12 protein-coding genes are annotated in these 13,543 nt (G+C 70.7%); 5 read left to right on the top strand and 7 right to left on the bottom strand.

The features are described 5' to 3' along the window. Positions 1-11: 11 nt before the first annotated feature. The 3 genes from ACIPJI_RS27245 (at position 12) to mltG (ending at position 4,323) form a co-directional block, all read left to right on the top strand. Positions 12-1,820, top strand: coding sequence for an ABC transporter ATP-binding protein (locus ACIPJI_RS27245; protein WP_402249425.1), 1,809 nt, complete (start codon positions 12-14; stop codon positions 1,818-1,820). Between the two features lie 491 nt (positions 1,821-2,311). Beyond that, positions 2,312-2,905: a flavodoxin family protein gene (locus tag ACIPJI_RS27240; RefSeq protein WP_402249423.1), complete on the top strand. Its 594-nt coding sequence runs from the start codon at positions 2,312-2,314 to the stop codon at positions 2,903-2,905. Positions 2,906-3,456: 551 nt separating this feature from the next. Then, positions 3,457-4,323, top strand: coding sequence for an endolytic transglycosylase MltG (mltG, locus tag ACIPJI_RS27235; protein ID WP_402249421.1), 867 nt, complete (start codon positions 3,457-3,459; stop codon positions 4,321-4,323). 68 nt (positions 4,324-4,391) lie between these two features. Here the strand turns inward: mltG and ACIPJI_RS27230 are convergent, their stop codons facing one another. Next, positions 4,392-5,474, bottom strand: a complete 1,083-nt coding sequence (locus tag ACIPJI_RS27230) for an NAD(P)-binding domain-containing protein (RefSeq protein WP_356620367.1) — start codon at positions 5,472-5,474, stop codon at positions 4,392-4,394. A 74-nt stretch (positions 5,475-5,548) separates the two neighbouring features. Between ACIPJI_RS27230 and ACIPJI_RS27225 the strand changes: the two genes are divergently transcribed. Together ACIPJI_RS27225 and ACIPJI_RS27220 are read left to right on the top strand one after the other, a co-directional pair. Beyond that, complete coding sequence (locus tag ACIPJI_RS27225; protein ID WP_356620368.1) at positions 5,549-5,971, top strand: YjbQ family protein; 423 nt, start codon at positions 5,549-5,551, stop codon at positions 5,969-5,971. Between the two features lie 370 nt (positions 5,972-6,341). Beyond that, positions 6,342-7,106, top strand: a complete 765-nt coding sequence (locus ACIPJI_RS27220) for an SDR family NAD(P)-dependent oxidoreductase (protein ID WP_402249419.1) — start codon at positions 6,342-6,344, stop codon at positions 7,104-7,106. A gap of 102 nt (positions 7,107-7,208) precedes the next feature. On the opposite strand, the gene ACIPJI_RS27215 is transcribed toward ACIPJI_RS27220, so the two are convergent. From ACIPJI_RS27215 to ACIPJI_RS27190, 6 genes are all read right to left on the bottom strand, one after another. Then, complete coding sequence (locus ACIPJI_RS27215; protein WP_402249417.1) at positions 7,209-8,858, bottom strand: FAD-dependent oxidoreductase; 1,650 nt, start codon at positions 8,856-8,858, stop codon at positions 7,209-7,211. 63 nt (positions 8,859-8,921) lie between these two features. Further along, complete coding sequence (locus ACIPJI_RS27210) at positions 8,922-9,836, bottom strand: diiron oxygenase (protein ID WP_307705130.1); 915 nt, start codon at positions 9,834-9,836, stop codon at positions 8,922-8,924. A gap of 400 nt (positions 9,837-10,236) precedes the next feature. Then, positions 10,237-11,904 carry a polyamine aminopropyltransferase gene (locus tag ACIPJI_RS27205; protein WP_402249416.1) on the bottom strand — a complete coding sequence of 556 codons (1,668 nt, stop codon included), beginning with the start codon at positions 11,902-11,904 and terminating at the stop codon, positions 10,237-10,239. Between the two features lie 8 nt (positions 11,905-11,912). Then, positions 11,913-12,350, bottom strand: coding sequence for a DUF350 domain-containing protein (locus ACIPJI_RS27200; protein ID WP_307705128.1), 438 nt, complete (start codon positions 12,348-12,350; stop codon positions 11,913-11,915). Positions 12,351-12,427: 77 nt separating this feature from the next. After that, the gene (locus tag ACIPJI_RS27195) at positions 12,428-12,829 is read right to left on the bottom strand and encodes a DUF4247 domain-containing protein (protein ID WP_356620372.1); all 402 of its coding nucleotides are present in this window, start codon (positions 12,827-12,829) and stop codon (positions 12,428-12,430) included. Next, positions 12,826-13,320: a DUF2617 family protein gene (locus tag ACIPJI_RS27190; RefSeq protein WP_356620373.1), complete on the bottom strand. Its 495-nt coding sequence runs from the start codon at positions 13,318-13,320 to the stop codon at positions 12,826-12,828. The genes ACIPJI_RS27195 and ACIPJI_RS27190 overlap by 4 nt, the downstream gene beginning before the upstream one ends. Positions 13,321-13,543: the final 223 nt, after the last annotated feature.

The raw sequence follows: 13,543 nt of genomic DNA, 5'->3' as shown, positions 1-13,543 counted from the left end.
TGAGGAGACCATTGCGGCCCGAACACACCACCTGGACACCACCGCCGAGGGACCCGGACCAGCCGCCCGCCGAGGTGCGGCGGATCCTGCGGCTCTTCCGGCCCTACCGCGGCCGGCTCGCCGTCGTGGGGCTGCTCGTCGGCGCCTCGTCGTTGGTGTCCGTCGCCTCGCCGTTCCTGCTGCGCGAGATCCTCGACACCGCGATCCCGCAGGGCCGTACCGGGCTGCTCAGTCTGCTTGCCCTCGGCATGATCGCCACCGCCGTGATGACCAGCGTCTTCGGGGTGCTCCAGACACTGATCTCCACCACGGTGGGCCAGCATGTGATGCACGATCTGCGCACCGGGGTCTACGCGCAGTTGCAGCGGATGCCGCTCGCCTTCTTCACCAGGACCCGTACCGGCGAGGTCCAGTCGCGCATCGCCAACGACATCGGCGGCATGCAGGCCACCGTGACGTCGACGGCCACCTCCCTGGTCTCCAACCTCACCGCGGTCGTCGCCAGCGTCGTCGCCATGCTCGCCCTGGACTGGCGGCTCACCGTCGTCTCCCTCGTCCTGCTGCCGCTGTTCGTCTGGATCAGCCGCCGGGTCGGCCGCGAGCGGAAGAAGATCACCACTCAACGGCAGAAGCAGATGGCCGCGATGGCCGCCACGGTCACCGAGTCCCTGTCCGTCAGCGGCATTCTCCTCGGCCGCACCATGGGCAGGGCCGACTCCCTCACCCGGTCCTTCGCCAAGGAGTCGGAACGCCTGGTCGACCTCGAGGTGCGCTCGAGCATGGCCGGTCGCTGGCGGATGTCGACCATAGGCATCGTCATGGCGGCCATGCCGGCCCTCATCTACTGGGCCGCGGGCTTCGCGCTGCGGACCGGCGGGCCCGCGATCTCCATCGGCACGCTCGTCGCCTTCGTCTCGCTCCAGCAGGGCCTGTTCCGGCCTGCCGTGAGCCTGCTCTCCACCGGCGTGCAGATGCAGACGTCGCTCGCCCTGTTCCAGCGGATCTTCGAATATCTCGACCTGCGCGTCGACATCACCGAGCCCGCGGAGCCCGTGGCGCTCGACAAGGTCCGGGGTGAAGTGCGTTTCGAGAAGGTCGGCTTCTCCTACGACCCCGCGCAGGAGCGGCCCACCCTCGACGGCATCGACCTCACCGTCCCCGCAGGCGGCTCGCTCGCGGTGGTCGGCCCGACCGGTTCCGGCAAGTCCACGCTGAGCTATCTGGTTCCCCGGCTGTACGACGTCACCGGCGGCCGGGTCACCATCGACGGCGTCGACGTACGGGACCTGGCCTTCGACACGCTGGCGCAGGCCGTGGGAGTCGTCTCCCAGGAGACGTATCTCTTCCATGCCTCCGTCGCCGACAATCTGCGCTTCGCCAAGCCGGACGCCACGGACGAGGAACTCGAGGCCGCCGCCCGCGCCGCGCAGATCCACGACCACATCGCCTCCCTCCCCGACGGGTACGACACCCTGGTGGGCGAGCGGGGCTACCGCTTCTCCGGCGGCGAGAAGCAGCGGCTCGCCCTCGCCCGCACCATCCTGCGCGACCCGCCGGTCCTGGTTCTCGACGAGGCGACCAGCGCACTCGACACACGTACCGAGCACGCGGTGCAGCAGGCCATCGAGTCCCTCTCACGGGGGCGCACCACGATCACCATCGCCCACCGGCTCTCCACCGTCAGGGACGCGGACGAGATCGTCGTGCTCGACGCGGGGCGCATCGCCGAGCGCGGCAGCCACGGTGAACTACTGGAGCGGGACGGCCGCTACGCCGCCCTCGTCCGCAGGGACGCCCAGCTGACCCCTGCCGCGCCCTGACGACTCGCTCCGCGACTGAGGGCCGGGCGTGCCGGCCTGGCGGGTCGACTGGTGGTTGATCGGCAGGCCGGCTGCTGGGCGAGCACGAGTTCGGCGCTCGGCTTGCGGCGGGCCGGCCGGCGGGCGGAGCGGTCCGAGACCAGTCAGGCGATCGCGCGGTGGGTCTCGGTGTACTCCTCGCGTCGGCCGGTGTAGCGCTGGAGCGGGCGCCACTGCCGCAGCTCGGCGTTGGCGTGCTCGACACAGATCCGCTCCGAGGACTGCTGCCGCGCGCCTCTCGCCAGGCGTACTGATCGCTGAGCGGTGCGTCACCCTTCGGCTTCTTCGGCGGGACGCTGATCTGGTCCGGGAACTCGTTCGTCAGCCCCGGGTAACCCTCGTCGACCTCGGCTGTCACCTTCGCGGGCGGAGTCGGAACTGCTCGGCGATGCCCTCGGCGCGCATCGCGGTCCGGGCGGAATAGCCCGGCACCGGAGGCTGTTCCGGCCTCCGTGACCACGCGATCTTTCCTCTTTCTCCTGGCTGCGGCCCGGCCGGGTGGCAGCACCGAACTCCTCGCCCGCGCGGCGGCGGAGCAGTTGCCGCCCGGTACGGCGCAGCGCTGGCTGGACCTCACCGAGCACCGCCTGCCGGACTTCCAGGACAGCCGCCACGGGGCCGAGCCGTGGCCCGAGCAGGAGAACGAGGCCCTGCTCCACGAGGCCACGCTGGCCGCGACGGACCTGGTGATCGCCTCGCCGCTGTACTGGTACTCGCTCTCCTCCTACGCCAAGCGGTACCTGGACTACTGGTCGCGGTGGCTGCGCACGCCGGACCCGGAGTTCCGGGCGAAGATGTCCGGCCGCACCCTGTGGGGCATCACGGCCATGGCCCACGCGGAGGAGGAGGTTGCCCTGCCGCTGGAGCTGACGCTGAACCACACTGCGGCCTACATGGGCATGCGGTTCGGCGGCGTGCTACTGGGCCACGGCACGCGCCCGGGACAGGTACTGGAAGACGAGCAGGCGCTTACGCGGGCGAAGACGTTCTTCGCGACGGAGGCTCCGCCGGCCCGGTTCCCTTACGCAAGCGAGCAGGCCCGCTAGCCAGGAGGGCCGTCCGCGGCGACGTCTACTCCTCGGGTGGCTCGGCTCCCAGGCGGTCGAGGCGTCCTGGTTCCGGTGTAGATCCCCCCGGGGATCTACACCCCACAGCAATTGCGGACCGAGTCGTCAGGCCTGCATCGAGCCGTGATCAATCATGTCGGTGCCCGGCCCTCCTTGGTCCCGTACGACGGCGCCGCCGCTCCCGTGGGACGGGGGAGCGGCGGCGCCTGTCGTGAACGGCCGTCAGACGAGCCGACCCACGAAGTGGACGACGCCGGCGAGCAGGTTGGTGATGAGGTTCAAGGTGATGTTTTCTCCTCGTGCATGATGCTGATGACGGGACTGCGCATCGTCGCGGTCTGCAGCCCGTCGCCACCGTAAGCATCCTGTGTCGCAAGGGAGTTGGGTCGGTGAAACCCGTGCGACCACACGTTCTGGGGAACAGCCGCGCGAGCGTTCGTTTGTTCGTGTCGGTGGGGTGGTCGACGGGTGCTCGTGTCGTCCGACGCCGGCTCCCCGGATCGGCCCGAGGACCGGGTTAGCGTGCCTGTATGACGAACGAGCCCTCACCGCGGGGACGGTCCAGGCGCCGGCCACGCCTGACGCGCCGCGGCCGGCTGGTGCTGGTGGCGGGCGCCGTGGCGGTGACGGCGGCCGCGGTCCTGGTGCCGCTGCTCACCCCGGAGCCGGAGAAGCCGCACCGCCCGCCGCCTGCGCAACATAAGCTCGTCATCCCCGAGGGTTGGCGCGCCACCCAGGTGTACGCCGCCGTCGACAAGGCCCTCAAGGTCGCGCCGGGAACGACCGGAAAGGCGGCCGCCACGGCGAAGCTGAAGCTCCCGCCCGACGCCCGGGGCAACCCGGAGGGCTACCTCTTCCCGGCCACCTATCCCTACGACGCCACCAGCACCCCGGCCGGCCTGCTCAGCTTCATGGTCAACACCGCCGACCAGCGCTTCGGCAGCAGGCGCATCGCCGATGGGGTCAGCCGCAACGGTCTGACCCTTCATCAGGCGGTGAACATCGCCAGCATCGTGCAGGCGGAGGCCGACACCGCCGACGACATGGGCAAGGTGGCCCGCGTCATCCACAACCGGCTTGCCCAGGGCATGCCGCTGCAGATGGACTCGACGATCAACTACGCGCTGGGGCGCAGCACCGTGGACACCACGACCGCGGACACCCGTCTGCGCAGCCCGTACAACACGTATGAGAACCAGGGGCTGCCACCCTCACCCATCGACAACCCGGGCGAGGAGGCGATGCACGCGGCGATCGCCCCGCCGCCCGGCGACTGGCTCTACTTCGTGACGGTGGAACCGGGCGACACCCGCTTCACCGCGAGCTACGAGGAACATCAGCGGCATGTGGCGGAGTTCAACGCCGCACGGGCCGAGGCGCGTGCCACGGACGGCTGAGCCGGCGGGCGTGCCTCCGTCATGAGGGCCTCGGTCATGAGGGCGCCCGTCGTCAGGGCGTACGCCGGTCAGACGGGTGCCGGCTCCTTCTCCAGCAGCCGGGTGATCTCCCGTACGGCGGACCGCCCGGCCCGGTTCGCACCGATCGTCGAGGCAGAGGGGCCGTAGCCGACGAGGTGCACGCGGGCGTCGCGCACCGCGCGGGTGCCGTCCACGCGAATACCGCCGCCCGGTTCACGCAGTCGCAGCGGCGCGAGATGGTCGATCGCCGCGCGGAAGCCGGTCGCCCAGAGGATCACATCGGCTTCGACGCTCCGGCCGTCGTCCCAGGCGACCCCGGACGGTGTGATCCGGTGGAACATCGGCAACCGGTCGAGCACCCCGGTCCGCAGGGCCTGCCGGATGGCGTCGGTCAGCGGCAGCCCCGTGACGGAGACGACGCTCTGCGGCGGCAGTCCGCGCCGTACGCGCTCCTCGACCAGCGCGACCGCCGCCCGTCCCGCGTCCTCGTCGAACGGGCCGTCCCGGAACACCGGGGGTCGCCGTGTCACCCATGTCGTCGCGGCCGCCACCTCGGCGAGCTCCATCAGATGCTGGGTCCCGGACGCTCCGCCGCCGACGACGACGACCCGCTTCCCCGTGAACTCTTCGGGGCCGCGGTAGTCCGCGGTGTGCAGCTGCCGCCCGCGGAAGGTCTCCTGGCCCGGGTAGCGCGGCCAGAACGGGCGGTCCCAGGTCCCGGTCGCGTTGATGAGGGCCCGCGTCGACCAGATTCCGTCGGAGGTCTCCACCGAAAGGCGTCCACCGTCCCCTTCGCGGACGGCCGCGACCGCGACGGGCCGGCGCACCCCTAGGCCGAAACGCTGCTCGTAGTCCGCGAAGTACGCGCCGATCACCTCCGCGGAGGGCCGTTCGTCGTCCGCGCCGGTCAGTTCCATGCCCGGCAGCGAGTGCATGCCGTGCACCTTGCCGTAGGTGAGCGAGGGCCAGCGGAACTGCCAGGCGCCGCCGGGCCGCGGGGCATGGTCGAGCACGACGAAGTCGCGGTCCGGCAGCAGGCCGGCGCGCCGCAGGTGATACGCGGCGGACAGGCCGGCCTGCCCCGCGCCGACGACCACCACGTCCACTTCACGAGCCACCAAGTCGTTCACGTTTCTACCAACAGGGTGGGCGGCACGGATCTTCCCGCAGGGCCCCACCGTCCGGCGGACGAGAAGATGGGGTCATGCCCGGAACCTTCACCACCACGACCGTGACCATCAGCACTGGCTCCGACGAGGCGGTCACCGACCTGACGGGGGAGTGCGAGCGCTTCCTCAGGGAGAACGCGGGCGGTGCCGACGGCCTGCTCAACATCTTCGTCCCGCACGCCACCGCCGGTATCGCCCTCATCGAGACCGGGGCGGGCAGCGACGACGACCTGCTGACCACGCTGCACACCCTGCTCCCGGCCGACGACCGCTGGCAGCACCGGCACGGCAGCCCCGGCCACGGGCGGGACCATGTTCTGCCCGCCCTGGTCCCGCCGCACGCGACGCTTCCCGTGGTCGGCGGCCGGCTGGAGCTCGGCACCTGGCAGTCCGTGTGCCTCGTCGACACCAACAAGGACAATCCCGACCGTCAGGTTCGACTGAGCTTCCTGGGCTGACCAGAATGTTCAGGGCGCCGATGGTGGCGACGGCGGGCGTGGGAGGCGCCGGAGCTGACCATCACGCCGCGCCCTCCGGCGGGCGACGCGTTCTTCGGTCCGGATCAGCGCCCTGGGCTTGGTCCCCCGCGGTTCGAGTTCACATGCGGGGTCGGCCTGGCGTCAAGGCCCTGGGAAGATCGTGCCCCGGTCGGGCGGTGATCGTTCCCCACTGCTGGGTGGTGATCCTCTCCACCCGGCGGCAGCCGGCTGCGGCCGAGGACAGTGGCGGTGGTGAGGCTGAGGGTGACGGCGCACGCTTCGCGACGAAGGCGTCCGCAGCGCTCCCCGACCGCACCACTACGGCACACACCCGACAGGAAGACCAGCAATGCCCCGAGTCCTGATCACTGGAGCAACCTCCGGCATCGGCGCCGCCTTCGCCCGCCGGTTCGCCGCCGACGGCCGCGACCTCGTACTCGTCGCCCGGGACGAGGAACGCCTCGACAACACCGCCTGCGTCCTGAGGCAGCGCCACGCGGTCCGCGTGGAGACCCTGGCTGCCGACCTCCTCGACGCCGCAGCGTGCGCGACTGTCGAGGAACGCCTCGCCGACACCACCGCTCCGGTGAACGTCTTGGTCAACAACGCCGGTTTCGGACTCCCCGCCCCGTTTCCGCACAGCCCTCTCGCGGACGAGGAACGTATGCTCGACCTCCTCACACGGGTCCCCCTGCGCCTCACTCACGCCGCCGTCCCCGGCATGGTTGCCCGCGGCCGTGGCGCCATCCTCAACATCGCCTCCGTCGCCGGCCTTCTGCCCACAGGCACCTACGGCGCGGCGAAGGCATGGCTCATCGGGTTCAGCGAATCCCTCCGCGTCGACCTGGCCCCGAACCACGTCAGGGTTCTCGCCGTCTGCCCCGGCTTCACCCGCACGGAATTCCAACGCCGCGCCGGAATGGACGTCAGCGACCTCCCTGACTGGGCCTGGCTGAGCCCCGAACACGTCGTCACCCAGGCCCTGAAGGACCTCACCCGCGGCCGTCCCCTCAGCATCCCCGGCCGCCACTACCAGGCCTACTCCTTCGCCGCCCGCCATCTTCCCCGCCCCCTGGCAGCCCGCCTGGCCCGCTCGCGCACCCCGCGCGACTGACCCGAGACGCCCCTACGCCGGGGTTGTCCTCGCGGAGGTCGGCGGACACCGACAAGGACAGCCCCGACGCCGGGTCAGGCTGAGCTTCCTGGACCGACCCGGTCAGCGCGACATCAGCCGGCGGCCGGACCTCGCCGACTTCACCAGCTCGGCGACCGTGGTCAGCTTGACCCGGGGTCTGCCTTCACGCAGGCCTCGGGCGACCTCGGTCCGCTCGATCGCCGCCAGCCCCGACGCGTCGACGACCTGGCGGTTGCGGCTGCGCACCAGCCGGTGGAACGCCTTCGCCGGCCGGGAGGGAGCGGGCAGCGCGCCACCGACGGCGTCGGTGAGGAGCGTGCCGACCGTCTCGGCGGCACAGGTGCGGTTCGCGCCGATGCCGCCGGAGGGCCCGCGTTTGATCCAGCCCACGACGTACGTCCCCGGCATGCCTGTCACGCGGCCGTTCTCGTGCGGCACGGTGCCGCTGGCCTCGTCGAAGGGCAGGCCGGCGATCGGCGCGCCCCGGTAGCCGACGGCCCGCAGCAGCATGCCTGCGGGTATCTTCCGCGCCTGATGTGTCCCTGTGGTGCGTACGGCACGCACGGTGTCCTCGCCGAGCACCTCCGACGGTGCGGAGTGGAAGCGGAACACGATGCGCCGTCCCGGGGCAGGAGGACGGGACCAGTCCATCTCGCGGCGGGTGACGTCCTTCAGATCGGCGGCCTTGTCCCTGGCCCCGGCGCTCTCGATGCCCGCGCCGATCCGTGGATCGTGGTCGTCGACGACCAGCTCCACGCCGGGCAGGTGCTTGAGAGCGAGCAGTTCCGACCTGGTGTACGCCGCGTCCGAGGGGCCGCGGCGGCCGAGGAGGACCACCTCCCGCACCTTTCCGGCGCGCAGGGCGGCCAGCGCGTGGTCGGCGATGTCGGTGCCGGCCAGCGACTGCGGGTCACTGACCAGGATCCGCGCGACGTCGAGGGCCACGTTGCCGTTGCCGACCACGACCACGCGCTCGGCCGACAGGTCGACGGCATCCGCCGCGACTTCGGGGTGGGCGTTGTACCAGGCGACGAACGCCGTCGCCGAGATGCTGCCGGGCAGGTCCTCTCCCGGGATCCCGAGCCGGCGGTCGAGCGAGGCGCCGACGGCGTAGATCACCGCGTCGTGGTGCGCGGCGAGTTCCTCCGCCGTGACGTCCTTGCCGACCTCGACGCCCAGGTGCATCCGCACCCGCGGATGCGTGTGGAACCGCCCGAAGGTGTCACCGACCTTCTTGGTCGCGGGATGGTCCGGTGCCACGCCGTAACGCACGAGACCACCGGCCACCGGCAACCGGTCGACGAGCGTCACCTCGGCGCTGGTGTGCAGCAGCAGGTCCTGCGCCGCGTACATGCCGGCCGGGCCGGTGCCGACGACCGCGACCCGGATCGGCGCGAAGTCGGCCGGCAGGACCCGCTTGAACTCCGGCTCTCCCCAGACGTGGAAGTTCGGGCTGTCGTCCGCCGGTCGGGGCGTCCCGTCCTCGAAGTAGGCCGCGTTGATCGCCGCGTACTCCTGCTGGGACCCGGACAGGCTGTCCACGGGGAAGACCGCGTCCACCGGGCAGGCGTCCGCGCAGGCGCCGCAGTCGATGCAGGATCTCGGGTCGATGTACAGCATCTCCGTGCTGCCGAAGGCCCGTTCCTCCGGGGTGGGGTGGATGCAGTTGACCGGGCACACGGCGACGCAGGTGGCGTCGCTGCAGCAGGTCTGCGTGATGGCATAGGTCATGTCGTCAACTCGGCTCGGCTCGGCTCAGGTTCGGTCGGGTCGTCGGGTCGGGTCGCTCCGGTGTCAGATCAGGTCGGCGCGCTTGTAGAAGAACAGGGCGGGCCTGGTGAGCAGACCGGCCGAGGCCAGGAACTCCATGAGGCCCGAACAGCTCGACCGCATCATGGACTTGTGGTGCTCGTTGGCCTTGGCCTCGCCGATGGCGCGCTCCTTGTCGAGCCCGGCGTTCGCGTAGACGTTCTTGTTCACCATGCTGGTGACTATGACGTACGACGCGATGGCGACGACGAGGGCGTTGATCTGCCGCCGCAACCGGCCGGCGCCCCGGAGGCGCTTGCGCGTCTCGTCACGGGCGAACTTCATGTGCCGGGACTCCTCGACGACATGGATGTTGTTGATCGTCCGGACGAACGGCACCACCCGCTCGTCGCGCATCCAGTCACGCTGCATGACGTCGAGGACCTCCTCGGCGACGAGGATCGCGGCGTACGCCGCCTCGCCGAACGCGACGGTCTTGAAGACGCGGCCGAGTTCGACCGCGAAGCGGTGCGGCCGGTACGCCGGGGCACCGAGTTTCTGGGCGCCACGCGCGAACATGATCGAGTGCCGGCACTCCTCGGCGATCTCGGTGAGCGCCCACTGGAACGTGGCGTCTGTCGGGTCCTTCGCGTAGATGTCACGGAGGACCATCTGTTGAAGGATCATCTCGAACCAGATGCCGGTGCTGGCCACGGACGCGGCTTCCTGCCGCGTCAGCTCCTTGCGCTGGGCGTCCGTCAGTTCGTTCCAGTACGCGGTGCCGTACAGGGTGCTCCACTCGGGGCTGGCGCCGTGGAAGTCCTTGTCCAGCGGCGTCTCCCAGTCCACCTCTGTGGCGGGGTCGTACGCGAGCACGGCGGCCGAGTCGAGCAACCGCCGGGCGACGTCCTGCTCGTGGGGCCGTTCCTGCGTCTTGGGCCGGAGGGTGCTGCTGGACATGGTGCGGCTCCTCGAAACGAGTGGTGTGATGTTCCTTGTTCGCTGTCGGGTGCGGGCCGGCAGGCACCGTCGGCCGTCCTCGCCGCCGGGATGCCGCCGCAGCTTGTTAGACGTGACGTCTAGCAAGCTGTTAGACGGACCGTATAGCAAGAGCGGTCACGGGCCTACCCCTCAGTACGAAATCGGTGAGAGGGCATGGCCGGACGTCGCCGGAGCGGGATTCCGCGGAGCGTCATGAATGCGGCGAAGTGCCGTGAAGCGGGCAGAAGCGAAGGCCGGCTCCAGGCGGGGGAGAAGAATCGGCGGGAGAGCCTGGGAGAAGAGCCAGCGGGAGAGGACGCACCGGCACGGAGGCGGGGGCGGTCCTACTGCCGCCGCCTGCCTCGAAGTCCTCGGAGGCTCAGTAGTTCTGCCACTCGTTGAGCGTGTACTCCAGCACCACCGGGTCCATCAGCGTGCTCGCCCGGACGTCCAGGCGGCGGCGGTCCAGCGGGAAGACGGCGGCGGCCTCGAGGACGGAGTCGTCCAGGAACCGCAGGGGCGGCGCCTGTTCGGCCAGGCGCAGTGCCGGCGCCGGGCCGTCGGTGCCGGGGGTGGCCAGGACGAAGCCCCAGTTGCCGAAACTCGGGACGTCCACCTGGTACTCGGTGGTGCGGTATCCGGCCTCGCCGATCGTCGCGGCGATGGACCAGTACGACTTGGGGGCGAAGAACGGCGAACCGCCCTGCACCATGACCTGGCTCTCGGGCTTCAGGACCTGCTTGAGCAGGTGGTAGAACTCGACCGAGTACAGCTTGGCCAGCGCCGCGTTGTCGGGATCGGGAAAGTCGATGATGACCGTGTCGAACCGCCGCGTGGCGTCCCGCAGCCAGTTGAAGGCGTCGGCGTTGACGGCGGTGACCCGGCGGTCGCGCAGCGCGTCCCGATTCAGCTCACGCAGCGGCTCGAAGGTGCGGGCGAGCCTGGTCATCGCCGGATCGAGGTCGACGAGCGTGACGTCCTCGACGTCGTCGTAGCGCAGGACCTCGCGCAGGGCGAGCGCGTCGCCGCCGCCGAGGATCAGCACCGAGGAGCGCCTGCCCGACATCGCCGGGTGGACGAGGGCCTCGTGGTAGCGGTACTCGTCGACGGAGGAGAACTGCAGATCGCCGTTGAGGAACAGCCGCATGTCGGGGTCCCCGGTGAAGGCGGTGGACCGGGTGACGACGATGTCCTGGTACGGCGTGGTCTCGGCGTGCACGATCGGGTCGCGGTACAACTGCTGCCGTGCGGTCACCTCGATGTCGTCCGCCAGCGCGTACACGGTGCCGAGCACGGCGAGGACGGCCGCCATACCGGTCAGCAGCGACACGCGTACGACCCGGCGGGTCTGCCGGCGGAAGATCCACAGGACGACGACGACCCCGGCCACGGCGTTGACGGCGCCCACCACCAGCGCGCCCTTGAGCTGTCCGAAGGCGGGAAGCAGGAGCAGCGGGAAGCACAACCCGCCGACCAGCGCTCCGATGTAGTCGACGGCGAACATGTCGGCGACGGCGCTGCCCGCCTCCTGGCGCCTGATCCGCTGGAGCAGCGTCATCAGCAGCGGGATCTCGGCCCCGATGAGGAGGCCGACGGCGAACGTGACCACCACCATCGACGGCATGTAGATCCGCAGCCAGGCGAACGAGACGTAAAGGACGAGCACCGAGAGCCCGCCGACGAGCGCGAGCAGCCCCTCCACCAGCGCGAAGGCGCCGACCGCGCGCCGTTGCAGCGGCTTGGCCGCCAGCGAGCCGATGCCCATGGCGAAGACCATGACGGAGATGACCACGGAGGTCTGCATCACCGAGTTGCCGATGAGGTAACTGCCCAGCGCCGTCAGCGCCAGTTCGTACACCAGGCCGCAGGCCGCGCAGAGGAACACCGCGAACAGCAGCAGGAAGCGCGAGCCCCGCGAGTACGCGGCGGGCGGGGTCTTTCCGGCGGGAGCGGCAGGGGGGCCGTCCGCCGCGGCGGCGGTCCCCGCCGCGGTCGGGGCCGAGGCCGCTTCGTCCGCGGCCGTGTCGTCCGAAGTGGTGGTGCCCATCGTCCGGTTCAGGAGACCGCGGCGCCGACCATGAAGGCCGTGCCGATGTACATCGCGGCCTGGACCCAGGCGGCGGGATGGGGGCGGTCGCCGTTGTCGTCGAGCACGGCGTGACCCAGCCGGCCGGGCGTGAGCAGACCGACGACGACGGCGATGAACGTCATCACGACCACTCCGGACAGGCCGTACAGCAGGGTGCTGGCGAGCCCCAGGCCGAGGCCCTGCTCGGACTCGCTGGCCCGGATGGACTGGTCGATGACAAGACCGATGGCGATCGTCTGGCCGGCGAGGAGCACCGCCGCGCCGCGGTTGCGCTCGGTCCACACCACATGGACGAGCTTGCCGGGGGTCACCAGGTCGAGGGCGATGAAACCGACGGCCATGACGATGAAGCCGACCAGACCGTAGAGCAGGGCGACGCCTGCCGACTCGAAGATCTCTGCCACGGGGATGCCTTTCGGGGACGTCGTCGAGGGGTGCGGGTGGGTGCGGGACCAAAGGCGCTACGGGGCGCGGCGGGCGGTCACTTGCCGGATCCGGGGCCGCCGCCGCGGAATTCGTTGCTGTCCGGGTCCGGCCACACGGACCGGATGTTGGACTTCCAGCGGTAGTAGCCGGTGCGGTAGTCGTCGATCTCGATCCGGCTGCCGCTCTGGTGCGGGACGATCGAGACGATGTCGTCCCGGTAGCGCAGGAAGACCTTGCCGGAGTCGTCGATACGGTCACGGGCCGAGGCGTGGCCGTCGATCTCCTTCGCGACCTTGGACGTCGTGTCGCTGGTGTCGACATAGCCCACGCCGCTGCTGGTGTACTGCTGGCGGATCCAGGTGGACGGCACGTCGTTGCCGTCGTCCGGCTCACTGGAACAGGCGGTGAGCGCGATCGTGGCGAGTATCGTCACGCTGATGAGTCGGGCTGTCTTCATCGGGCCTCCAGCCGGGTGTACGTCGCCACGATCTGGCGGCTCTGCGGGTAGGTGTGCCAAGTGCGCCAGCCCAGCCCGGTGCTGAGCCGCTCGACGGTCAGTGCGGTGACCGCCTCGGGGGAGCCGGGGAAGATGCCGTGCAGCGACTCGGCGGCGTCGTCGGACCGCTTGCGGATCCCGTGCACCTCTTCGCTGAACCCGGCGGCAGTGAAGTGCCGGACGCGGGCGGTGAAGCGGTAGCGCCACTCGTCGAACTCGTGCTCCGCGGATCCGGGCAGGCCTCCGGCGACGCCGGGCAGGCAGGCCACGGTCTCCCGGACCGGGCCCGCGAAAACCTGATGGGACGCGCCGAGGAGCCTGAGCTGGACGTCGAGCCCGCCGACGGTGAGGTCGCGTACGGCGAGTGCCTCGCGCGCCGGCCGGCCAAGGGTGAAGGAGAGCTGGTCCGCGTCCGTGTCCAGATACGGGGTCGTCAGTTCTATACCGCTCACGTATTCCTGCCCGTGCGGACGCCGGCGACCGCCGGGACGGGGACCTGTGTCCGCGCGCCGGCCCGGGTGGGGAGGGCGGCGGCGGGTCCGGCGCCGAGGGCGGCGAGGTCGGGCTTCAACGGTGTTCCCCACGACTTCGGGACGGGCAGTGAGCGCGCTGAGTATGGCACAGCGTCATGACGCCGCTGTCACGGGGGAACGCCGAATCCTCACGGCTCGGCCA

The organism is Streptomyces sp. NPDC086835, assembly GCF_044745705.1.
GTDB lineage: Bacteria > Actinomycetota > Actinomycetes > Streptomycetales > Streptomycetaceae > Streptomyces.
The sequence above is the reverse complement of the archived record's forward strand: the minus strand, read 5'-3'. Positions and strand labels throughout refer to the sequence as shown.

Bases quoted from the DNA above. Each gene is read 5' to 3' on its own strand.
- mltG (WP_402249421.1), top strand. From the start codon at position 3,457: ATGACGAACGAGCCCTCACCGCGGGGACGGTCCAGGCGCCGGCCACGC.
- ACIPJI_RS27225 (WP_356620368.1), top strand. From the start codon at position 5,549: ATGCCCGGAACCTTCACCACCACGACCGTGACCATCAGCACTGGCTCC.
- ACIPJI_RS27220 (WP_402249419.1), top strand. From the start codon at position 6,342: ATGCCCCGAGTCCTGATCACTGGAGCAACCTCCGGCATCGGCGCCGCC.
- ACIPJI_RS27215 (WP_402249417.1), bottom strand. From the start codon at position 8,858: ATGACCTATGCCATCACGCAGACCTGCTGCAGCGACGCCACCTGCGTC.
- ACIPJI_RS27210 (WP_307705130.1), bottom strand. From the start codon at position 9,836: ATGTCCAGCAGCACCCTCCGGCCCAAGACGCAGGAACGGCCCCACGAG.
- ACIPJI_RS27205 (WP_402249416.1), bottom strand. From the start codon at position 11,904: ATGGGCACCACCACTTCGGACGACACGGCCGCGGACGAAGCGGCCTCG.
- ACIPJI_RS27195 (WP_356620372.1), bottom strand. From the start codon at position 12,829: ATGAAGACAGCCCGACTCATCAGCGTGACGATACTCGCCACGATCGCG.